This is a genomic window from Putridiphycobacter roseus (genome assembly GCF_003234935.1).
Lineage (GTDB): Bacteria > Bacteroidota > Bacteroidia > Flavobacteriales_D > Crocinitomicaceae > Putridiphycobacter > Putridiphycobacter roseus.
Genome location: NZ_QKSB01000009.1, coordinates 83730 through 107269 on the forward strand (window position 1 = coordinate 83730; position 23540 = coordinate 107269).

At 34.3% G+C, this 23540-nt stretch carries 15 protein-coding genes; 4 read left to right on the forward strand and 11 right to left on the reverse strand.

The features are described from left to right. The first annotated feature begins 166 nt into the window (after nucleotides 1–166). Nucleotides 167–1090 (forward strand): MBOAT family O-acyltransferase, encoded by a 924-nt coding sequence (locus DNU06_RS13580; protein ID WP_158526902.1) that lies wholly within the window; start codon nucleotides 167–169, stop codon nucleotides 1088–1090. A 1-nt stretch (nucleotide 1091) separates the two neighbouring features. Continuing rightward, nucleotides 1092–2561, forward strand: a complete 1470-nt coding sequence (locus DNU06_RS13585; RefSeq protein ID WP_111064038.1) for an AMP-binding protein — start codon at nucleotides 1092–1094, stop codon at nucleotides 2559–2561. Nucleotides 2562–2588: 27 nt separating this feature from the next. On the opposite strand, the gene DNU06_RS13590 is transcribed toward DNU06_RS13585, so the two are convergent. Beyond that, complete coding sequence (locus tag DNU06_RS13590; protein ID WP_111064039.1) at nucleotides 2589–4148, reverse strand: sensor histidine kinase; 1560 nt, start codon at nucleotides 4146–4148, stop codon at nucleotides 2589–2591. Between the two features lie 232 nt (nucleotides 4149–4380). On the opposite strand from DNU06_RS13590, the gene DNU06_RS13595 reads away from it, so the two are divergent. Then, a complete protein-coding gene (locus DNU06_RS13595; protein ID WP_111064040.1) occupies nucleotides 4381–5772 on the forward strand; it encodes a T9SS type A sorting domain-containing protein in 1392 nt (463 codons plus the stop codon). 31 nt (nucleotides 5773–5803) lie between these two features. On the opposite strand, the gene DNU06_RS13600 is transcribed toward DNU06_RS13595, so the two are convergent. The 7 genes from DNU06_RS13600 to DNU06_RS13630 all read right to left on the reverse strand — a co-directional run bounded on the left by DNU06_RS13600 (nucleotide 5804) and on the right by DNU06_RS13630 (nucleotide 19248). Continuing rightward, nucleotides 5804–8509, reverse strand: a complete 2706-nt coding sequence (locus tag DNU06_RS13600; RefSeq protein ID WP_111064041.1) for an AsmA family protein — start codon at nucleotides 8507–8509, stop codon at nucleotides 5804–5806. A gap of 156 nt (nucleotides 8510–8665) precedes the next feature. After that, nucleotides 8666–9031, reverse strand: coding sequence for an RNA-binding S4 domain-containing protein (locus DNU06_RS13605; protein ID WP_111064042.1), 366 nt, complete (start codon nucleotides 9029–9031; stop codon nucleotides 8666–8668). Continuing rightward, nucleotides 9015–10574, reverse strand: coding sequence for an O-antigen ligase family protein (locus DNU06_RS13610; protein WP_111064043.1), 1560 nt, complete (start codon nucleotides 10572–10574; stop codon nucleotides 9015–9017). The genes DNU06_RS13605 and DNU06_RS13610 overlap by 17 nt, the downstream gene beginning before the upstream one ends. 3 nt (nucleotides 10575–10577) lie before the next feature. Beyond that, nucleotides 10578–12230, reverse strand: coding sequence for a S41 family peptidase (locus DNU06_RS13615; protein ID WP_111064044.1), 1653 nt, complete (start codon nucleotides 12228–12230; stop codon nucleotides 10578–10580). Further along, nucleotides 12227–12631 (reverse strand): ribonuclease P protein component, encoded by a 405-nt coding sequence (gene rnpA, locus DNU06_RS13620; protein ID WP_111064045.1) that lies wholly within the window; start codon nucleotides 12629–12631, stop codon nucleotides 12227–12229. Before rnpA ends, DNU06_RS13615 begins: the two co-directional genes overlap by 4 nt. A gap of 86 nt (nucleotides 12632–12717) precedes the next feature. After that, the gene (locus DNU06_RS13625; protein ID WP_111064046.1) at nucleotides 12718–13170 is read right to left on the reverse strand and encodes a nucleoside deaminase; all 453 of its coding nucleotides are present in this window, start codon (nucleotides 13168–13170) and stop codon (nucleotides 12718–12720) included. A gap of 9 nt (nucleotides 13171–13179) precedes the next feature. Further along, nucleotides 13180–19248 (reverse strand): alpha-2-macroglobulin family protein, encoded by a 6069-nt coding sequence (locus tag DNU06_RS13630; protein ID WP_111064047.1) that lies wholly within the window; start codon nucleotides 19246–19248, stop codon nucleotides 13180–13182. A 125-nt stretch (nucleotides 19249–19373) separates the two neighbouring features. Between DNU06_RS13630 and DNU06_RS13635 the strand changes: the two genes are divergently transcribed. Further along, entirely contained in the window at nucleotides 19374–19607 is a 234-nt protein-coding gene (locus tag DNU06_RS13635; protein WP_111064048.1) for a hypothetical protein, read from the forward strand. A 51-nt stretch (nucleotides 19608–19658) separates the two neighbouring features. Here DNU06_RS13635 and DNU06_RS13640 read toward each other — a convergent pair whose 3' ends face one another. The 3 genes from DNU06_RS13640 to DNU06_RS13650 all read right to left on the reverse strand — a co-directional run bounded on the left by DNU06_RS13640 (nucleotide 19659) and on the right by DNU06_RS13650 (nucleotide 23540). Next, a complete protein-coding gene (locus tag DNU06_RS13640) occupies nucleotides 19659–21506 on the reverse strand; it encodes a T9SS type A sorting domain-containing protein (RefSeq protein ID WP_111064049.1) in 1848 nt (615 codons plus the stop codon). 88 nt (nucleotides 21507–21594) lie between these two features. Next, nucleotides 21595–22401 carry a nitrilase-related carbon-nitrogen hydrolase gene (locus DNU06_RS13645; RefSeq protein WP_111064050.1) on the reverse strand — a complete coding sequence of 269 codons (807 nt, stop codon included), beginning with the start codon at nucleotides 22399–22401 and terminating at the stop codon, nucleotides 21595–21597. Further along, nucleotides 22398–23540, reverse strand: a complete 1143-nt coding sequence (locus DNU06_RS13650; RefSeq protein ID WP_111064051.1) for a methionine aminotransferase — start codon at nucleotides 23538–23540, stop codon at nucleotides 22398–22400. The genes DNU06_RS13645 and DNU06_RS13650 overlap by 4 nt, the downstream gene beginning before the upstream one ends.

Consider the following 23540-nt stretch of genomic DNA (forward strand, 5'->3'; position numbering starts at 1 on the left):
TATACCAAAAGTCATTCCATACAAATACGTCCTAACAACCGTTACACTAGGCTATATTTTATTATTATTTACAAAGCCTATTCAAATACTGGTCGTACTAGGAATCCTTTACTTATTTCTTCTTTTACTTAGAAAATACTATAAAGGCAGTAATATAATTTTTCCAATGTTACTACTTGCCTTGCCTATGTTATTGATGAAAACAGTAAATATTGTTCCAGTTGAGGGACAATCTATTACCATTAGAGACTTTAGAGATTTCATTCAAATTGCTGGCCTTTCCTACATTGTCTTTAAAGCAATAAGTCTTTATATAGATGAACGAAATAATAAAAACAAAATCCAGTTTATCGACTTCTTTAATTTCTTAGCCTTTGTTCCCACATTATTAATTGGGCCTTTAGATCGTTTTCAGCGATTTCAAAAAGACGTAGATAACGGTTACCAAAACATGAATAAAGAATTGATTTATAAAGGTTGGGAAAATTTTATTCTCGGCTTATTATTTAAGTTTATTCTTGCAGAAGCCATTCGTCGATTAATCTTAGCCAACCTTGTGGATGATGGCAGTCTATTATACCACATTACGTATGCTTATACTTATTTAATTTATTTATTTTTCGACTTCGCAGGCTATTCCTTGCTTGCTATTGGGGCTGGTAATTTTATAGGTATTCATGTTCCGATAAACTTTGATAAACCATTTTTGGCCGTAAACCCAAAAGAATTTTGGAAACGCTGGCACAAGAGTTTGGGAGACTGGTTAAACGATTACTTTTTTAAACCCATTTTTAAGGACCTGACTTCAAGGGGTATTTTTAAATCGATTACCCGACAAAATATTGCATTGATGCTTACTTTCACATTAATGGGTTTTTGGAACGGATTTGAATTCCATTATATTTTAAGCGGCATGCTATTTGGTCTTTATTCCGTGATACATAACTATTATGTATACCGTTGTAAAAAGACGAAAAAAGATGTGTTTTTCGGAAAACTAAACCCTAAGATTATTCGGGTATTATCCATTTTTATTCTATTTAATGCTGTTACATTCGCTATTTATATTTTTAGTGGTAATTTAATTTAAGATGAAGTATTGTTTTCATAAAAAAACGTTTATCGCGCAGCATGAGCAAGCCGATCAATTAGCAATCAGTGGCACTGAAGGTACTTTTACTTGGAAAGAATTTGAAGTGAAAGTATCGGAAATTATTGCTTTTTTTAAGGTACACGAATTAGACCAGGCTTTTAATCCAATCATCATTTACGGACATAAAAATGCAGCCATGCTCGCGGCAATGTACGCGTGTATGTCAATGAACATTCCTTATATCCCGGTCGATTCTTCCTACCCTACAAACCGGGTATCAAAAATAATTGCAGCTGCACAAACTAACTTAATTATCAATACAAGTTCAGCAGACTTAAAGGAATTCCATACCTCTGAAATTGTATTAAACCAAAGCATTACAATCGTCAACCGTCCAAAGCCATTTAAAAGCCATTTAAGTAACGTTTTAGATTTAGTCTACATCATCTTTACCTCCGGTAGCACGGGGGAACCAAAAGGTGTCCAAATTAGTAATGAAGCAGTACAATCATTTACCAAATGGATGAGTAGTGAAGACTTTCGCTTTTCCAATAAAGATGTATTTATCAATACTGCCTTGTTGAGTTTCGACCTTTCTGTATTTGAAGTAATGACCTTTGCTGCCGTTGGCGCAAGTATTGTTTTGAATGCTAAGGAAGAAACAAGTGATCAAAGTGTATTGTTAAATAAAATTGACAAATACCAAGGTACTGTATGGGTTTCCACACCATCCTTTGCTTTTTTATACAGCAGGTTAGAGGAAGATGAACGTTTGAAAAGCATCCATACTTTTCTTTTTTGTGGAGAAATATTACCCCACAACTTGGCTAAAACACTTAGAATAAAATACAATAATACAAAGATCGTAAACACTTACGGTCCTACCGAAGCGACCGTGGCGACTACCATTATTAATATCACTGATGAAATTTTAGAAAAATATAACCCATTACCTGTAGGAAAATGCAAAATGGACAGTGAATTATTAATTGTGGATGAAGAAATAATAATTGTTGGTCCTAATGTGTCTGTCGGCTATATCAATAGACCGGACCTAAACATGGAGAAGTTTATCAGCAGAGACAAACAAAGGGCTTTTAAAACTGGCGACAAAGGTTATTTAGAAAATGGGTTACTCTTTTTCAATGGACGAAATGATGACATGGTAAAATTACATGGCTATAGAATTGAAATCAATGAAATAACTTCAGTATTGCACAATTTACCTTATGTTTTTCAAGCAGCAACAGTTGCTTTAGAAAGAGGAGGTGTGGTTAAAAAAATTGTTAGTCTGGTAACTTTAAAACCAAATGAACACAAAACATCTCAAGAAATTAAGGAAGATTTAAAAATGACAATACCTGATTACATGGTACCTGCAGACATTAAATTAGTAACAGAAATACCACTCAATCAAAATGGAAAAGCAGATAAAAAAGCCTTAATTAAATTGTACATGGGCAAATAAATAATCGCCTTAATTCTTTAACTTACTTTACTTGGCCTTTAACACAATTCTAAAAGTAGTCCCAACATCTATTTCTGATTTTAAGACGTAAATTTTACCTTTGTGAAACTCCTCTACAATTCTTTTTACTAAAGAAAGACCTAGTCCCCACCCTCTTGATTTAGTGGTATACCCTGGCTGGAAAACGGTCTTCAACTTAGCTGCAGGAATACCTTTTCCATTATCCGCGATATCAATGAATATATCGTCTTCAAATTGTTTAACAAGGATTTCTATTTTCCCTTTTCCTTCCATGGCATCTACCGCATTTTTGGTAATATTTTCAATCACCCATTCAATCAGGGAGGCGTTTATATCTGCTAATATAACTTCCTCCGTCGTAACACAAGTTAGTATAATTTGCGCAGATATTCTACGTTTTAAATAATCCACGGATTGAAAGATAACCGGAACAATATTTTCTGTTTTTAGCACAGCCGTAGAACCTATCTTTGAAAATCGATTTGTAATGGTATTTAAACGATCAATATCTTTATTCATTTCAAGAATCGTAGACGCTTCAATACCTTGTGCTTCTAGCAATTGCGTCCAGGCCATTAAAGAAGATATTGGTGTTCCTAATTGATGCGCTGTTTCCTTAGCCATACCAGCCCAAACTTGGTCTTGTTCCGCTTTTCTATAGGTACTAAAAATGACATATCCAATAAAAATAAACAGGCCAATCAATATAAACTGTACAATCGGAAAATACTTCAGTTGCAACAACTCAGGAGAATGTTCAAAATAAATTACTCCTTTATTATTTGCCCCCAAATCTACTAAAATAGAGTCATTTACACTAGCTAAAGCTTTAATTTTAAGCGGTATAATTGCTTTGTCTTCCAAAACATCCTTCATATTGGTGCCCAATACACTTCTATCTTCTCTATCGATAAATAAAACAGGGACTAAGTATTCATTTTGGACCAATTCTACATTAAAGGCGTTAAAAAGGGAATCCTTTCTGGAAGCTAAGGATAATAACTGTTGAGAATCAAAATAAAAACAGTTTAAGTATTTTTCACCATAATATTTCATCCTAATCGGTGGATGCGTCTTGGGCCAATGCTTAATAAAACTTTGAATGGAATCTGCTTTAATTTTTTCGTATAAAGCAGCTGCATTCGGTTTACCTTTTATCGCTTTTAAAATCATAGAATCTAAAAATTCTAGATTATGTGTTTCTTCTACTTTTAAGTCGGTATTAGTAATGATAATTGGGATATCTTTTCCTGTTTTCTCAATAATAAAAACCGAAAACTCTAAATCACCATTCATATCCATTTCGGTTGCCTCAACAATAGCTTTGGACCAGAACTCAACTTTTACCCTTTCATTTTCCCTTAATTCTTCAAATGCATTGTTCGTCAAGTTTACTAAATCTGCTTTTTTCTTAACCGCATCAGCCCATTGTTCCACCCGCTCTTTTTCTCGTTGTGCAACTTTTTTAACAATGGAATTTGAAAACCACAAAGAAATGGCCACCAATAGTATGGCGACTATTAATAAGATTATTTTCCAACGTTGTTTTTTACGGTATAAATTCATGGTGAGGAAAGAACGAATTTAATGGTTTTTTATTACAAAAAACAAGCTGGGCAAAAAAGCTTTATTTTTTGAGGCTAATTACTTCTTTTAACGGCTTTCCAATCCAGTCTAATATTGCGCTAACAGCGTACGCATCTATGATAAAAGTAATAGCTAACCCGCTAAAAACTTCAATATGCAGCACTTAATACTACAGATTACAAAAATAATAGTTAAATTTGATTAAATTGTTATGATACTTTCCCTTAAAAAATGCATTTCACTTTTTTGTTGTATTTGTTGGTTTAGCTTCCAAAGCCATGCGCAGTTACAATGGGAAAAACCAACGGCCGATATTGCATTTCCGGTACACGATTTTGTTAGTAAAGGGGATACATTGTATGCTGGAGGCTGGTTTGGCTTTATAAATAATGATACAACACCTGGTGTTATGCAATACTATAATGGGGAATGGACTGCTGTTGGTAATACCATAAGTGTAGTAGGAGAAGTAGAAGCAGTTGCAGTTTATAGAGATACATTATATGTAGGCGGTATTAGACATGGCTCACTAAAAAAATGGACGGGTACCCAATGGGAACTATTGCCAGGGCTAGTAATTAACATGAATGGGCCTTTTGAGGCGGGCGATAATCCGAACGTTTACAACCTTAAGGTGATAGATGATGAACTCTGGGTGGTAGGTGTTTTTGATTCTATTGGAGGTATTGCTGCCAATGGAGTTGCCCGTTGGAATGGACAAATTTGGCAGTCTGGTTATGATGCGCCATCTACAGATGGTCCTCTGGAAGTAAATTTTGTCAATTCTGTAATTGAATATAAAAATGAAATTTATTTGGCGGGCAATTTAAATGGAGATACCTTATCAGAAATTATGAAATATAATGGTACCGAATGGACCAGTGTAGGGGGTGGCATACGCGATCATGGGCCAGCGTATGCAGGTAACTTAACTATTTACCACGACGAACTTTATGTGGTAGGACATTTTTTGAAGGCTACTGGAAATGCCGATAATAATGTAATGCGTTGGAATGGCACCGAATGGTTGCCTTGCGGTGGCGGAGTTTCAGGCCCAGTTGTAGGCGCTACCGTGCATGATGATAAACTATGGGTAACAGGGTTTTTTGATTATGCAGGTGGTGTTTATTCACCTAATTTAGCTTGTTGGGATGGTACACAGTGGTGCAGTACAGGCAATGACTTTAGTTTTACACCACAAACGCTGATATCTTTTAAAGATACCCTCTATGCTTCTGGCAAATTTCATACTATTGACAATGACAGCATACCTATTTTAGCCATGTGGCCAGGAGAAGGCAGTTTTGATTCTTGCGGAGTTGAACTGTTGAATATAGAATCCCTTGATGATTCACCTATTGTATCCTTTCAGCTATACCCTAATCCGGCGGATGATATACTCCACTTAAAATTTGATGTAAACACAGAACCAGCAAAAGTTAAAATAATAGACTTAAGGGGTAAATTGGTGAAGGACATTGAACAGATAACTCAAAACAATGTATCCATTTCTTTTTCTATAAAAGATTTATCTCCAGGTGTGTATTTTGTTATTATTGAGCATACAATGGATAAAAGAATTCAAAAGTTTGTCAAAAATTAAGTAGGAACTCCATATGGTAATGGATAAAACCTTAATTTTCAATTTTTATTTCTTCTTCTTTTTTCTCTTTGGCCTTTAGTTCTGCCTGTTTTAAGCGTTCAAAAAATTTATTGCTTTGCCTTTTATTGACATTAGATTTTTTCTTATCGTCCTTACCGGGATTCAATTCTTCTTTTTCTTGATTTTCATCATACATGATAAACTCCACCGTCTTCTTCTTTTCTTGGTCCATTCTTTTCACAGTACTGTCTTTTCCGAACAAGCCCAACTCAGACTTAAGCATAGACTTCACTTTTACTTTTTCAACCGCCACATTTTCTTTTACCGTAGCCTGTCTCCCTTCTTTGTCAATCTTATAACTTGGATCATCTAAGTCGCCATACATGGCTAAATATATTTTCCATCCTAAACCATCATCCTCTACTTTACCAAATTCTGTATATTCCGGTATTGTTTTTAATTCCCTGAATCGAAAACTGAAATGGTAATCAATTTGGTTATTGAAATCATGCCAACCCGATAAGGACAAATCCATGGCACTAGAAGCAATGTCCATTTTTGGAATATTAATCCTGCTGTTTTCAATCAATATGTCATTTTTAAGGGTTTTAAAATCAATGTGCATGAGCTTACTTTCAAAATTATCAATGTGTTTGTTCAAGGCCAATTTCAATGCTTTATTGGTTCTCATATAACCCGTAATAGCCTTCATAGTTGACAAGTTTTTTAAGACTCCATCTAAGATTTCAATTTTATTATTCAATACTATCTTATCCAAATCAATATTAAAGTACTGGTCGAAATACAAATACATATCTATTTCACCCCTAGCATTTCCCTCAATATTATCAGAAGTAATACTTACTTGATCAAAATTATCCCATTCCTTAAAAAGTTTGTGGACATCAATTCCGTTGAATCGCAACTTACCTTCAATTGCATTCCCTTTTTCTAAATAATTATTCAATTTTAAATTACCCGCAATATCACCAGATAAGGTTTTAAGGTTAAAGTGTTGCACCGTAATTTTTCGGTCAGACATGATTAATTTACCATCAATATCATTAAAAGAATGGTTTGCCCATTTTAAGTTTTTAATGGACAAGTCTAAATTCAAATTAATTTTATCCGTCAAAGAAAATGTCGATTGGGCCTTAGCGTTATTTGCATTTTCACTATTATCTCCCAGAAAATCATCTAATAAAATAAAATCGGACTCCAGTGTTGCTATTAAACCAAGGGGACTATTTCCTTCTACAAAAGGAATAAAATTCTTTAATGCCCCATTCAATATCATGTCAGAATTTTGGGTATTCACCGTTATATTTTTAGCTGCAGCATCATCTCCATTTAGCACCACTTCACCATTTATGTTCTGGTACAAAACCTCGTCTCCCAATCCTTGATATGCTACATTTTTGAGGTTGAAATTACCCGTTGAATTAAAAATATCAAATTGCTCGGGATTGTATTGAATGTCTTCAAACTTGATGGCATAATTAGTATTAAACACTACTTGACCTCTCAAAGTCTTAATGGATTTGAATTGAAAAAAGTCATTGAAAGTCTGCAGGTTTACATCCCCACTCAAATTACCTTTAAAGGTAGGGATTGCAAAATCTATTAAAGTGGTATTTCCTTGAATAGCACTTCCTAGTAGGTTCAATGATAAATTAGAGAAAACAAGTTCTTCCTTTCTTTTATTTTGACCATTTTGATAATGTCCGTTCAGCTTTATTTTAGTAATGGATAAATTCTTGTCTAGGTGTTTTACTTCGCCATTAGCTATAGAAAAATCAGCAGTAATACTTGGCATTTCTGTGGCCACTATCGGACCTTTAATATCACAGGTAAAATTGACCACTCCCTTGCCTTCATAATCATTTGCTATTTCCACCGATTGATTTAATATTGACTTAGACATTTGGTCCAGATCAATATCGTCACCTTTAATATTTAAATTTACCTTTTCACTATCTAACATGCCCTTGATGTGAAATGGCATTTTCTCAATCGTTAAATCACCCTTCGTAAAGTAATACGATTTGTTTTTATTGTCTATTTTTAAGCCCAATACTAAATTGGCCGACTTTTTACTAAGCAAGGAAAAAGAGTTTGTTTTTAACTGATGGACGAAGAGTTTGGCATTTGCGGATAAATCGTACTTTTCAGCAGTAAAATTGCCAGCAACAGTGCTCTTTAAAATATCGACAATGTAAAATTGTTTGGTGGCAATATTTGCGTACTCAAATCGAATATTCTTTAGGTTAAACGCCTCTACTTTGAACTTAAAATTACTGCTGGTTGTATCCTTAGAAGGTTTGACTATGTTATAATTGATTTCCCCATTACCAGCAGTCTTTATTTTTAAAACTGCATGGTTAGAAGTAATGTTCTTCACTTCATAATTTTCTTGATAAATATCGAATAGACTAAAATTCAGATACAAATCCTTTGCGTAAAACAAAGTATCCGTACTTTCAATGGTTTCGTAATTATCGTGGATTAATATTTTTTTGAAATTTAAGGAAGCATAAGGAAAACTCGCCAAAAAAGTGACTTCCATGTCTTGCACATCTACTTTAACTGCTAAATGTTTATTGATTTCAGTAATGGCATACTGTTCAATATCATCTTCATAAATCTTCAGTAAAATGGTAATTAGAGTAATTAAAAAAACAAAGACTAGGCCACCCCAAATCAATATTTTTTTTAAAATTCTCCACCCCTTTTTCATTGATTTAACTAAAATTTATTGTCTGCCATAAATAATAAGGCACATTATTACAAAACTATAGTTATATAGCGCGTAAAAGAGGAGAAAGGTTACAGTTTTTCAACTAATTTTAGTTAATTAAATAGACTTTATTGCCTAATTGCAAAGGAATAGTCCTTATTCCCAAAAATCATCAATATCTCTTCTGTTCTTTTTTGTTGGTCTCCCACTACCTTGCTCGCGATAAAAGGATTGATTGGATTGAATTTCTTTATACTTTTCAATATCCTCGATTGGGGTTGTATTTACAATGAATTGATCGACCAATTTAGCCCCTACCCTTTTTTCATTCAATTCAAGTATTTTGTAGGTAAACTTAACACCCGACTTTTTGATGGTAACCACATCATTCACCTTCACATTTTTGGAAGTTTTTACTTCCTCGTCGTTTACCAAAACCCGATTTTTTTTGACTGCATCTGCAGCAATTGAACGCGTTTTGAACAACCTTACCGACCAAATGAATTTATCTATCCTTGCCATCTATATTTTGATTAATCACAAATAAACTATAAAAAAACCCAAAAATAGTCACTCCGGCTTGCGTTTCTAGCATATCTTGAGTTAAAAATGATAAAAATAAGGAAAACAGTATAACTATACTACAGTAATTTCTAGCTTTTCCTTGAACAACAGGAACGATAAATAGGGATAAGATCAATATCCATCCAAATATCCCGTGGGATATCCAAATAGTTAAAAATTGGTTATGCGATCGGTGTTGATTTTCCTTTTTTAATAAGGAATCATCCACCCTGTATTGACGTCTAAACTCATCATCCACATCTCCTATCCCAACGCCAAATAACCAATTGTTTTTTAATATACTTAGTCCTGTTTCTAGGTGAATTTTTCTTTGAATAATAGAATTACCATTAGGATCTCCCTTGGTTTGCAGTGTATACCATTGCATTTTTAAATCAGACAATTTTTCTAAAAACCCTTTGTTCACATTAAAATTAGAGTGTCCATTCTCAATCAATTGAATGTCTCGATTATGGAGAGATAAGAATCCTACAGAATCTTTTCTAAGTCCTTTAGAGGTCATATAACGATAAAGTGTTCCTTCCAGTTTTTGTCCCCTTTTATCAAGACCGTCAAAAGCCATATCAGACCTTTTATTCCAAGCTTTGCGACACTCTTTGGTACTAATGTACAAATACACAAGTTTACCATTCTCCATTATATTCGCATCCTTTAAGTGGTAATAGCCATTATGGTTAGCGGTATAAAGCGTTAAATTCGAAAAATCAACCTGTTCTACAGCAGGCGCTTGTTTTATAAAACGGCCAAGAAAAACAACCAAAACCACTCCCAAAACGATCGTAAAACTATAAATAAAACGCCGCAACAATTTCGATTTCAATTGTCGCACTAAAAAAAGTGCTGTAATAAAGCTTAGCCCCAAAAACAAGGCATAACCATTAATCACTTGCGACTTGTATTGGTAAAATACTAACCAAACTAATGCCAGTATTAACAAATAATTTTGGCGGAATTCTTTATAAAGATAGTACCCCGATATAAATATACCTATGTTAATAAGCAAGGACAACCTTACATGCGACAAGAATTTAGACATTTCTCGAACGTCTTTAATTTCTGTCAGTTGCTGTATATATGAAAAATAATTAATACCAGAAAATAGTACTAATGCAGTAACAAATAAGTAGATAATTAATTTAAAGTGTTCCTTTTTTAATGGGTTAGAAGTACCCATTACTATTGGGATAATAAAGAAAGGCAATTTTTTTCTTAGATCATCCAAACCATAGTTCCAATTATCACTCCACCCTAAAGTAAGGATTGAAAAAAGTAAAAAAAGTATAATTATAATCAGAGCCGGATCTTTTTTAAGCCGATCCATTTTTAGTTTTAATTGTCCTTCTAATAAAGAATTTACAATTAGACAAATAGTACCAATACTCATCAAAACTTTCGAGGATGACAATCCTACCGCTATTAAGGATAAGGCAATTAAGTATAAATAATAATGTACCGGGGCTTTAAACCACTTATCAAGCATAAGTTAATTTTGGATCTTAAGGATATCATTATAACGTGATTGGTCATTTAATATTTTAATGGCTTCCAACACATTTTTATCTTTTACCAGTGACTGCTCAATTCTACCCTTTTGAAAATAATATCGGCCAATAATTTCATCTTCAATAAGCAACTTAATTTCTGGTTTATATTTTTCCAAATCATCCGATTTCACAGGTTTAAGTTTTTCATAAAGCGCATCATAAGTTGTTTTTGCTTCCGTATATAAACCATCTGCTTCCATATCTAGTTTTAATTCTTTGAGTAGTTCAAGAGAAGCATTTGTATATTCAAAGTCTTGCGCTAAGGCAAACGTTTTAAAAGATTCATATGCGGCATCAGACAACTCAAATTCACCAGATTTTGCAATGCTTGCATTCGTTTGACTAAATTTTGTCACATATTCAAAAATAATGTTGTCTATCATCAATATGGCAGATAACTCATGCAGGGTATCTTTTGCAATACTTACATCAGGCTCTACACCCCTGCCATCAATAACTGTTCTGCCATTCCCAGTTTTAAATTTTTTCAACGTACTCTCATCCATCTCATTGGCATGTTCGCCTACTTTTTTATGAGAATAATCTAACTTTTGAATACACCTGCCACTTGGCGTATAATATTTTGCAATTGTAACCTTGATCTTTGCGTTATATTTTAAATCCATTGGCCTCTGCACCAATCCTTTTCCAAAAGAAGTAGTCCCTACAATTACGGCACGATCTAAGTCTTGAAAGGCTCCTGAAACAATCTCACTAGCAGAAGCAGAGCCCCCATCTATTAATACCACAATCGGAATTTTAGCATCTACAGGATTAGCTTTAGCAGTATACTTATGGTTTACCCCTTCAGCCCTTCCTTTTATTTCAACAATATCGGAACCTTTTTTCACAAAGAAATTAACGATTTGATTGGCTTGATTTAGTAGTCCCCCACCATTTCCTCTTAAATCAAAAATTAACTTTTCGACAGTTCCCTGTTTTTGCAGTGCATTATATGCATCCAAAACTTCTTTGGCTGCCGTTTGCGTGAATGAATTTAACTTAATATAGCCAATATTATCACTAACAAAACCATAATACGGCACGGAGGGCATTTTAATTTCTTCTCTTGCAAAAGTAAAATCCATTTGCTTGCCTTGTCGACTTATTTTAAGGGACAAATCTTTACCTGGTTGTCCTTTCAGTTTTTCTGACACTTGCGAAGAAGTTAAGTTTTCTACACTTTTCCCGTCAATTTCTAAAAAAACGTCACCCGCTTTTAAACCAGCCTTTTGTGCAGGATAGTTTTCATAAGGTTCAATGACCATTACTTGTTCTTTAACCTGTCTGATAATGGCGCCAATTCCTCCATATTGTCCGGTAGTCATCAATTTATAATCCTCCATCAAGGATTCAGGTATATAATTAGTATAGGGGTCTAGTTCGGCCAACATGGCTTCAATACCTGTCCGCATTAATTCTCCCGGATTTGGCTCATCTACATAGTTTAAATCCACACTTTTATAAACCATTTCAAATAATTCCAGATTTTTTAAAATCTCAAAATCAATATCATTACTTGGGTCTTGTTGCGTAAAACCAACACTTGATGACCACATTAAAGTAATCCACAAACAGATTTTTATTTTCATAATGCTAATTTTTCTTCCAGCCTTTTTAAAAGTACCTTAATTTTTTTCTCCATCAACAGGTGCGACTCTTTTTCTTTTCCAATATAAACTAAAAATAAAGCCACTTTTTTATCTCCTGTTTTTACCGCATTGATAAATGGCGCTTTATTCAATCGATATGCTTCTTTAATTTGCCTTCTCAATCGATTTCTTTTCACCGCAAGCTTAAATCTTCTTTTGGGCACAGTGACTACTATTTGAACAGGTGAGGCGACATCATAACCTTCCGGAACTTCCATATAGTTTAAAATAAACGGATATTCCTTAAGCTTATTTCCTTTTTGATAAATTGCCGAAATCAACGTTTTTGAACAAAGCTTTTCTGCTTTCGAAAAAGTATGTTTAAGGCCTTCTGTTTTCATAGTCTCGCAAATTTAAGACTAATTTTTGATTAGAAATTATTTGTGCTATTTCCAAATGTGGTTAAACAATAAATACCATTCATTTTTTAACCTCTTTTCTCTTTAAAAAAATGCTGTAAAATTTCTTGACAAGGACCCGCCAAAACACCGCCAATTATTTTAGTCTTTGGATGATAGACATTTTCTACCAATCTCCCCGCCCCTCTTTTTGGGTCACTTGCACCAAATACAATATGGTCGATTTGCGACCAAGCCAATGCACCCGCGCACATCACACATGGCTCTAAAGTGACATAAAGCGTACAATTTTTCAAATACTTGGCCCCTAAATGAGAAGCAGCTGCAGTAATGGCTTGAATTTCTGCATGTGCTGTCACATCATTTAATCTTTCTGTATAATTGTGTGCCCTTGCGATTATGGTATTGGTATTGTTGGCAACAATGATTGCGCCTACCGGTACCTCATCTTGCTCTAATGCCATTTCTGCTTGCAAATAAGCTTGCTTCATAAAATACTCTGGCGTAAAAACATCTATCATTTGATTCTTTTATTTTTTAATATTTACTCTAATTCCTTCGGCATGTGCCGTGAATTCTGGTGCATACATACATTGAATGGTGGCTATTCCATTTGAAAAACTTCCCAATTGCTCAGCCCTTAAATCGTATTCGAATACATAAGTCCCCTTTGGAATGTAATCGAAAAAGAAATTCGTTGCTGCATCTTTTGTCGCTTGATAATAACCAAGTCCACCTTGATAATGGTAAGAGGAAATGACATTTATGGGTTCAAATCCTGCCGCGCGCATATCCTTCATGTGCACATATTCTAGATTCCTGTCAGAACGTAACTCGATACGCACCCTAATTTTATCTCCTACCTTTATAGGTGCTGCATTGGTAATCAATACCAATTTCTCTCCTTTATTTGTCCATTCAACCCGGTACAATTGTTTTGACAATTTTAATGGTGTTTCGTGAAAAGTAATTTTATCAAGGTCTTCAAAGTATTGCCAATACATGGCTCCCCAAGCAGGACCCTTATTCGATTTAGTCACTTTTACTTCTCCCATTGAAGCAGAAATTTCATCTGTCTGCCAAGCGGTTTTAACATAACCTGTTCCTGCCTCTGCAACTACTTCGTATGGGGATGTAGGTGTTTTACTGACATATTTTAAGGCTTGACCGCCAACAGTAATATCCACCAAGTCTTCACTTGCCAACAAGTCTATTCCGTTTAACAATAAAGCGTAAACTGCTTCTGATGTTTGTTTGGTCGTTTTCCAATGTGTCGTTTGTTTTTCTTTCAATAACCACATTTTTAATTGCTCTACGGCGGATTGATCCGCCATCTCATTAAAAAATTCAATCATCAAGGCTTGTGTTTCTATTGGCGCTTGGTACCAGTAATAACCCGTTGCGTATGACTTCCAATACATCCCAAATTCTTCATGTACAATTGCATTGTCCTTTAATGACTTATAAATGCTGCTGGCCAACACATCCATTTCCATTCTTTTAGCAGCTAATCCTATCATCCCTTTTGCATAAACATTATAGCTTAACCAATATTTCTCTGCTTGGGCCTTATAGTAAAGTACTGCTTCCTCCGTTTTTTTGTTCAGATTAATTTCCGGAAAGTAAGAACGCATGTACAAGTATTGAATTTGCACGTAGCCCAAGTGATTAGTTTTTAAATAGGTTTCCCCGTGGTGTTTTTTCAAATTCTCAAAATCTTTGACTATTTCTTCATCTAAAAAACGCACGCCTTTTTCCACCATATTGCGCACTTTTTTGTCTGACTTAATGGCTTGGATACCCAAAACATCTAAGTGCCCCAAACTAGTAACTATGTGCTGGGTGATGTAACGATTTTCTAGCATTCCAGGGAACCAAGCCCATCCTCCGTTGCTCGATTGTGCTTGAATAGTTTTTGAAAGTGCTTTATTCAACTCCCCATCCATACGGTTAATATCTAATAAAATGGAGAGGTTCTTTTTCGTTTCTGTTTCACTATTCGCGTTCATCACCCAAGGAGTTTCCGCGATTAATAGGGCTTTTAATTCTTCGTTCTTATTGAGTTTAGATAAAAACGCATCTGGAGAATCCTCGCCCCATGCTTCAATCACTGACTTAATTCTTGGTTTTGAATTTAAAACGTGTGTAGCAATTGCATTTGCATAGTACCTTGTGAATGTTTGCTCGGCACATTCGTATGGGTATTCCATCATATAGGGCATAGCTTGCAAAGCATACCAAGCAGGATTTGAAGTAAATTCTAAGGATAAATTATGTTGTTTTAATGTCGTACTTTGTTGATTTTTTAATTTTTTAAAGATAAAAGTTTTACTGCCCACGCCATGCATTGGCATTGGCATTGACTCCGTCACCAACATACGATTTGATAAAATGGGTAATACATTTTCTTCGCCATCACTGTGTTTTTCAGTATTGGCAACAATTTGATATTTAACTGCGCTATAAGTATCCGGAATTTTTAATTGCCAACTCACTTGTGCATTTCCATTTGGCGCTATATAAAAATTTTGAACCTCTTTAAAGACTTGGAATTTATTGGTGATTTCTTCATCAGTAATGGGATCAAACAATTTTAAACTTACAGCACCCGAAATATTTTCATTGAGCAGATTCGAAATTTTTGTAGACAAGGAAATCGTATCCGTTTCTCTTAAAAAACGAGGCATGTTGGGCATTACCATTAAATCTTTTTGAGTCAACAATTCTTTTTCAATTTGACCTATTTCTAAAGTCGTGCTATGTGCCAATCCTATTAATTTCCATTTGGTTAAACTTTCAGGCATGGTAAATTTTATACGGATTTCACCTGCCTCATTGGTATGTAATTGGGGATAGAAGAAAGCAGTTTCGTTAAAGTTTTTGCGGACTTGTAAAGGCGTAGTTTCATTTTCAGTCTCTTTTATTACCGGGGCTTTATCCTCTTCATTTGGTGCTTCCAACTGTTTAACAGCAGCAGCAACTACGGGCGGAATCGGTGCTTCCTTTCTTTTTGCGTGATCATCCATCATTTCCACTGTCTCCAGTTCAGGACTTCCACTATCAGAATCCATCATTACGCTTGACTTCGAAAATCTGCTAACACCCCCGTAATAACCATAAACGTTAAACCCAAAATAATTCAATTGCGGAAAACTGTGATATGGCATACTCACGTAGTCATTCCAGTTATAATTAACATTACCTCCACTTTGTTTTCCAAATCCAATAGAAGCGCTCCAATTAGCGCTATAGTAATATGGTTTATATAAGGTCAAGTTGAAATCATTGGTATTAAACAATTCATCTAAAGAAGCATCATACAAACTCGCTAAAAGCTCAGACTTTACTTTTTCATTTGATGCGTTTTTAATGACAAAAGTCCAAGTCTCCTCTTGCCCTGGCAATAACTTATCACGAAAGGATTCCATAGAAATGCTTAAGTGATGCGCAGGTTCAGGCACCAAAACTTGGAGAGATTGGCTATATATTCTATTATTTTTTAAAACTATCAAGTCTAAGGAAAAGCCACCAATATGCTTTTCGCCTACTGGGATTTCAATAAGTTTTTGCTCATTCTTTAAATGAATCCACTCTTCCTTTATGGTTTTTCCTTTTAAATCAGTACCAACGAACACATTCAAATGCTTTTCACTAGTCGACAATAGTACCTGTGCCATTTCTCCAGGCTTCACTGTTTTGTTTAATAAAGTGACATGAAAGACTTCATTAGCAATTGGTTTTTTTGCGCTTGGATTATATAAGTTAAAATAAACTTCGTCTGTAATGGTTAAACCATTTTTATCTTGAGTGGTTGCAGTATATTTATAATATCCAGATTTCCATTTTATGAGATTATCAAAAGAAAATTCATCCATTTTTGAGGTCTCAAATTCACCTCGTTGTTGCATTCCTTCTACCTTCCAATTCTTAAAATCTGTCTCGCTGTCATAGGCATAAGTTGGAAACATTTTCCGAAAAGTATTTTCATTATAATTTTGTTGATCTGGTGTATCCCAATACCGACTAATATAAGTTTGTTTAGGGGTTACAAGTTGTTCTATCTGATAAGTACCTTTTACATTTAAAGGTTCGCCGTTTAAACTACTTGCTTCAATTTTAAAACTTGCTTCTTTTTGATTATTAATGGTTTTTTGAATATTATTAGAAAGCAATAGGCTTTGATAGCCGAGACTAAAAATTCTTGTATCGGAATGTGTTTCACCGTTAATATCTATAATATCTACTGTAATAGTATAATTAAATATGGGTAAAGTTTTAGGGTCGATAGATTCGTCCGCAAGTGCTTTAAAGTTAAATGAAAATTCACCTTGCGCATTCGTCATACTTTCTCCGTTGCATATTTCTTTGGATACCGAAGGACGATACCACCATCTCCAATAAGAATAACGGGCAGTACGTTGCACACGATACACTACTTTTGCATCTGTAATTTTATTACCAGCAAATGCAGCTGCATTTCCCTTTACAGGAATTGAATCATTCAATTGATACTCTCCTTCAATGGCCAAAATATTAGCTTTAAATTTCGGCCTTTTATACTCCTCTACCTGTACATTTGTGCTACCATAATGGTTTTGAATCCTCATAGATCCAGTTAAAGCACCATAAGGAGCGGTGAACTTACCTTCAAAAGAACCAAATTCGTTGGTCACCACATCCACCTTTTTAATCACTTGTTGGTTGACATCTAAAAATTCAACAAAGGTTTTGAAATCAGGCAACAACTTATTTTTACCATTTTTAAAAGTGGTAGCAATCCCTTTAAAATAAATAGTTTGACCGGGACGATACAGTTTCCTATCTGTAAAAAAAGCGACTGAATTTCCAGGGTCTGAAGGGGTATTTCTTTGGTAATAATAAATAGTATTCTTTGGTTCATAACTGTCTTTCCCACTCTTCAAACTCACGTAATAAGACTTGTAATTATTCAACCCGACTACGGTTACTTTTCCATTTTTATCTGACTTATAAGTACCAACCGTTTTTTCTATATTCTTTCGCAATGCTCGGTTGTACTCCTCATATTTCACTTTTACTTCTACATTTTCTAAAGGGTGGCCAACTTTACGACAAATACTCAAGACTTCCATCTTATTGTCTTTAATTTTCGTTTGAAATGTCATTTGCGTAACCCAAAACGAAGTGTAAGCCATCCCTTCATTCTCATTATTCAAATCATCACTAGAACTAATAACCGCCATATAACTACCCAATGGTAACGCTGGTAAAGCAAATTCAGCACTGTGCTTCAAATAATCCTCACTCCCATTCAAGGTCAGTAAAGAATCGAATACAGTGTTTGTTTTTTCTAAGTATCGTTTAAGCTTATCTCTATTTAGTCTAGTGGTAGGAGCAGGATAAATTTTTAGATATACAGCGGCTACATTTTGATAAGTAATGAAACAAAGATTTTTAACATTAGGTAAGTAGGCAATCTCTGTACTTATTTCAATATATTTTTGCTGTATTTGTGACAACAATGCTTTACATTGGCTAGCACCAATAGACTGGGGAGCTCTTTTAATCACTTCTCGACAAATGGCAACTGCTTCTTGTAGCTTTCTTTTTTCTTTGGCTGTAGCTGTTTTAATATGAATTGTTGCGGCCTGTTCCGTAAAGATTGTAGCTAATTCAAACCAAGCTTCACCAACAAACTCATAGTCCTTATAATTTAAGGTCATGGTTTTTATTGCCGCTTCGTATAATTCTGTCGCATTACTTAAAGTACTATGTGTTTTAGCATATTTTAAACGTTTCAGTTGTACTTCAAAACGCTGTTTAGGAAGATTCTTATTTAAAAAATATTTACTACGAGCTTGAAGCAACTCAACGGCATAATACTTTAAATTAAAAGAATCATTAGTTTGGATTGGAAGGTCAATAAATTGTTGATTACTTTTAAAATAATTAACATGGTTGAGATTAAAAGTTTCCGCTGGACCATCTATATTGAATGAGTTTTGACTGAAAAAATTAAAAGCCCTTTCAAACAAAAAATCATAGAGGGTCAATTTTTCTAAACTCTTAGTGTTATAGCTTGACAATATTTCTTTAAAGTCAATTAGGTTCGACTGGTATAGTAATTCTTGATCCTTGAGCGAAATTTGATAATGCGCAATTATTTTTTTTGCAAATTGTGTAGCATCCCAAGTTCTAATATCCCCCGCTTTAATTTCATCTGCCAGTACGGTACGTTGATTAATCTTCCATCTGTTACGGTTGTAATAGCCAAAATAAATTTCGGCCAATAAACCATGTAAAATAGCAGCAGTTTTGTCGTCAGTGGCGCGTAATTGTTTGTTTACATTGGCAATTCCCAAGATATAATCGTCTTCTGTAATGTGTTGGTTAAATTTTAATTGATAAAATATTCCTCTTATTATATGGTTAGTTGCCAGCTCTTTATTAGCCAAGACCAACAAAATATCTACTTCTATCAAAGCTTTACGGTACAACCCTTGTTTTTCTAAGGCGTCTATATTGAGCCAGCGTTCATTAAAATTTGTTTGTGAGTGAACAGTATTCATGCTACAAATGAAAAGAAATAAGGCAATAAATTTTAACTGCAATAATTTCATAAATTAGGTTTTAGATATTGGTACAAGCCAAGTGAATTATGGTTCATAAGCAAATGTTAAAATTATAAAATAAAAGGCATGGAATTTGAAATAATGAAATAAGTATCCAATTAATAATAAAAGTTATGTCATCTAAATCTAATAAACTTACCGCTTTCATTAAAACAATAAGTGATTTAAAGTATGATTATTTTGAAGGCTTAGCATTATCAAGACAAGAAAGAAGGGCTTTAAAAGCCTTTGACAAGTATCGCCTAGAGGCCTTAAAATCCAGTCAAGGTCATCCATTATTCTCCCAAAGATTCCTTGAAATTCGTCACATTGAGCATACCCTTGACTACAGAGAATTTATAAAATAAAAAAACCCGCTTCAATTAAATGAAGCGGGTTTTAAAATTTATTTTAATTGCTTATTTACTAACAACCATTCTTTTTGTTACTGAATATTCTCCAGCAGTGAATGTGTAAAAATAAACTCCATTAGATAAGTTATCTGCATTTAAGTTGATTGTGTGGTTACCCGCATTTTGAGAACCTTGGTTATAAGTAGCAACTACTTTACCTGTTAAATCAACAACGTTTAAAGAAACATTAGCATTTTCATTTAATGTATAAGCAACTTTAGCAGTTGTATTAAATGGATTTGGTACATTTTGACCAACAGTAATTGTAGAAACTTCCGCTTCATCAACACCTGTAAAATCTGTCATTGCTAATCTTACCATAATAGCAGAAGGTGAAGTTAAAGTAAATTGAGAATTATCTGCAGTAATACCACGAACAGAACCATCTGCTACTTGTTGTGCAGTTGCAAACTCAACTTCGTCAGTCCCACCGTAGTGTGCTGCTAAAACTAATAAATCATCACCAGCAGATACATTGTATGGGCCATCATTTACATATAATCTAATCGGTGCACCTTGAATATCATCTGCAGTAATTATATAATCATCTGTAATAGCTACTTCTACATAATCAGTAATATTAGCATCATATTTAAAAATTCTACCATAAATAGACTGTCCAACGTTTGTTGCTGCATCAGAAACTACAATTTCCATTGCACCTACTTTACCATCCGCAAAAACTTCCATTAAGTTACCAATAGACAACTCTAAATTTGGGTTACTACTCACGTTTGAAATACTTCCATTATCCACACCATTATCTCTAGCATAAATATAATCAGTCACTTCAAAAGAAGTATTAAATACATTATTAGTTAAATCGTGATCAGGGTTTGTTTGATTTGCCATCATCACTACATTATATGTACCAATAGCTGTTGGTGTAAATGCATTAGCTACAGCAAAAGAATCTGTTGCACCAATAGCAATATCAGAACTTGGACTAACAGAAGAAAAAGTACCAGCTCCTGAAATATCAACACTTAAGTTAGATCCAGTTTGCACCATTCCACCATTACTTAAAATTTCACCAGAAAATTCAATTGGAGCAGTTTGACTTAAAGGAATCATGTGATAATCTAAACCACCTAGAAAAACAGTTCCAGAAACACCCATTCTATATTTAGAAGTTACTAAAGCACTTTCATAATCCCAAGATTCAAAAACTTTTAAATCATCAACAAACCAACCATAACCGGCTCCTGTTGCTTGATCATCTCCACCAGTCCATCTAAATCTAATTTTTACATTTGCTGAGTTACCAGCAACATTAGAAATATTTACTGTTTTTGTATTTTGTTCTGTATTACTGTTACTTGCTAATTCAGCATTTAAAGCAAAAGCAGTCCAGTTTGTTCCACCATCACCAGAAACTTCTAACCAAGTAGTATCTGAGTTAAAAGCTCTATGTCTTTGTTCAAACTCTAAAGTTACACCAGGTATACCAGTACAGTTAATAGTAGGTACATATTCCAATAATGCATCTTGCACTCCAAATGGCGTAGTAGTTGCATTTAACAATAAATCAATACCATTAAAAAATGCAAAACCATTTGCTGCGGTAGAAGACGCCATTGTTCCAATATAATTTGTAACTGAAGATGGTGTAGCAGTTAATAAATCCCATTGGTTACCATTTGCATCAGCAGGTATATTCCAATTGGCAAAATTACTAAAATCATCAGTAATGATTACGTCACCTTCAGCTCTATCATTTGCTAAAGAGATTGGACGTACATTTGAATTTTCAGTTTGTGGCTCAATGTGCTTTAAAGATTCTAACGATTGCATTTGTGCAAAAGAAAAACCTGCTAAAAACATAAGCGCAGTAGATAAGTATACTTTTTTCATGTAATGTTTTATTTAGATTAATATACTGTAAAATTAAATAAAACTTATTTAATCACAAAATAATATCTACTTGAATGGTAAGTATTATTTATTGAATGGTAATTTCGAATAAATCGGCATCCAATAATACAGGAAAAAGAGTACGTGTTTTATAGAGCATATCGTAATTCAATGCTTGTTGAATAATACCTTTATCTTTTATGGGTGCCTTCAAATATTTGCCCAGCGGATCAATTACCGTAGAGTCTCCGCTATGTTTTATACCATTAGCATCTAATCCAACGCGATTAACACCTAGAACAAAACATTGATTTTCTATCGCTCTTGACACTAATAAATTAGTCCAAGCATAAGCGCGTTTTTCTGGCCAGTTAGCAATATAAACTAAGAGGTCATAATCTGCCACACCTTGTTCCATCCGATTTCTTGTAAAGACTGGAAAACGAAGGTCATAACAGATCTGCAAGTTGATTTTCCACCCTTTTAGTTCTACAATTTTCGTTTCCTTGCCTTGCCTATAATATGCATTTTCTTCCCCCATTCGAAAAAGATGCCTTTTATAATAAAATTCCATGGACGAATCTGGTCTGATAAACACCAAAGTATTCAAAAATTTGCCTTGGTTATTTTTAGTGATTAAACCGGCACAAATATGGGTGTTTAATTTTCCCGCCCAATATTTTAACCACGTAAATGTTTCTCCATTTTCTGCTTCAAAAAACACCTCGGGCTTCATAGTAAACCCAGTCGCAAACATTTCTGGCAAGACAATTAAATCTGTTTCATCAGCCTTTATTTTTTTAAAAAAGTCAGCCTCAATTTTTTTAAAATTTGCCAATTTATCTTCCCAAACAATGTCAAATTGAATGGCTAAAACTTTCAAATTAGGTATCATAATTCCTTTAATATTTTAGCTGCCGCCAATAAAGTTTCCTCGTTTTTTGCAAAGCAAACCCGTACCACATGATGGTCGGTTTTTTGCTTATAAAAAACGGAGACTGGAATAGTAGCGACCTTGTGTTTTTTAGTCAGTGTGATGGCAAATTCAACATCAGAAACCTTACTAATTGCTGAATAATCGAACAACATAAAATAAGTACCATTACAAGGCAAAGCTTTAAATCGACTGCCTTCCATTGCCTTTAGAAACAAATCTCTTTTTGCTTGGTACATTTTGGAAATACCTGCCCATACATTTCCTTCATCTAAATATTTAGACACGGCATATTGCATGGTATTATTGGCGCAAAAGACTTGAAATTGATGTGCCTTTTGTAATTCTTCATTTAAAGCTTTTGGTGCAATTACGTATCCTAATTTCCATCCCGTTACGTGTAGCGTCTTCCCAAAACTATAGGTCACCATACTATTCTTTCTTAATTTGGGGGATTGTAATACCGAAAGATGATTCCCTACAAATTGCATGTGTTCATACACTTCATCACTAAGAATAATGAGCTGCGGATAAGTTTCAATTATTTTTTCTAAAGCCCTAATATCTGCTGCATTCAAAACCGCACCAGAAGGATTATGCGGATTATTAATGATGATCATTTTTGTACTTGCATTAATAGTTGCCCGCACTTTTTCCCAAGGAATACTATATGCTGGAAAATTTAATTCAACATGCATTGGAATACCTTGATTTAATTGAATAGTCGGTGCATAACAATCATAAGCTGGATCGAACAAGATTACTTCATCCCCTGGCTGAATCAAAGCTGTTATTGCCGCATAAATCCCCTGAGTTGCGCCGGCTGTTACCGTAATCTCGGTAAGTGGATCTACCTCAATTCCGTGTTGTAGGTTTAATTTTCTAGCAATACTTTTTCTCAAGTCTAAACGACCAGCCATGGGTGCATATTGCACTTGTTCTGCTGCCAATCCTTCGATTACCTTTTTCTTCAATTCCATATCGACAGGAAAATTAGGAAAACCTTGCGCTAAATTAATTGCGTTTTCTTGATTTGCCAAAACCGACATAGTGGTAAAGATAGAGGTGCCAATATTTGGTAATTTAGATGGAATATCCAT

Coding starts and splice junctions, on each gene's coding strand:
- DNU06_RS13580 (WP_158526902.1), top strand. CDS start 167: ATGTTACTACTTGCCTTGCCTATGTTATTGATGAAAACAGTAAATATT.
- DNU06_RS13585 (WP_111064038.1), top strand. CDS start 1,092: ATGAAGTATTGTTTTCATAAAAAAACGTTTATCGCGCAGCATGAGCAA.
- DNU06_RS13590 (WP_111064039.1), bottom strand. CDS start 4,148: ATGAATTTATACCGTAAAAAACAACGTTGGAAAATAATCTTATTAATA.
- DNU06_RS13595 (WP_111064040.1), top strand. CDS start 4,381: ATGATACTTTCCCTTAAAAAATGCATTTCACTTTTTTGTTGTATTTGT.
- DNU06_RS13600 (WP_111064041.1), bottom strand. CDS start 8,509: ATGAAAAAGGGGTGGAGAATTTTAAAAAAAATATTGATTTGGGGTGGC.
- DNU06_RS13605 (WP_111064042.1), bottom strand. CDS start 9,031: ATGGCAAGGATAGATAAATTCATTTGGTCGGTAAGGTTGTTCAAAACG.
- DNU06_RS13610 (WP_111064043.1), bottom strand. CDS start 10,574: ATGCTTGATAAGTGGTTTAAAGCCCCGGTACATTATTATTTATACTTA.
- DNU06_RS13615 (WP_111064044.1), bottom strand. CDS start 12,230: ATGAAAATAAAAATCTGTTTGTGGATTACTTTAATGTGGTCATCAAGT.
- rnpA (WP_111064045.1), bottom strand. CDS start 12,631: ATGAAAACAGAAGGCCTTAAACATACTTTTTCGAAAGCAGAAAAGCTT.
- DNU06_RS13625 (WP_111064046.1), bottom strand. CDS start 13,170: ATGATAGATGTTTTTACGCCAGAGTATTTTATGAAGCAAGCTTATTTG.
- DNU06_RS13630 (WP_111064047.1), bottom strand. CDS start 19,248: ATGAAATTATTGCAGTTAAAATTTATTGCCTTATTTCTTTTCATTTGT.
- DNU06_RS13635 (WP_111064048.1), top strand. CDS start 19,374: ATGTCATCTAAATCTAATAAACTTACCGCTTTCATTAAAACAATAAGT.
- DNU06_RS13640 (WP_111064049.1), bottom strand. CDS start 21,506: ATGAAAAAAGTATACTTATCTACTGCGCTTATGTTTTTAGCAGGTTTT.
- DNU06_RS13645 (WP_111064050.1), bottom strand. CDS start 22,401: ATGATACCTAATTTGAAAGTTTTAGCCATTCAATTTGACATTGTTTGG.
- DNU06_RS13650 (WP_111064051.1), bottom strand. CDS start 23,540: ATGGATATTCCATCTAAATTACCAAATATTGGCACCTCTATCTTTACC.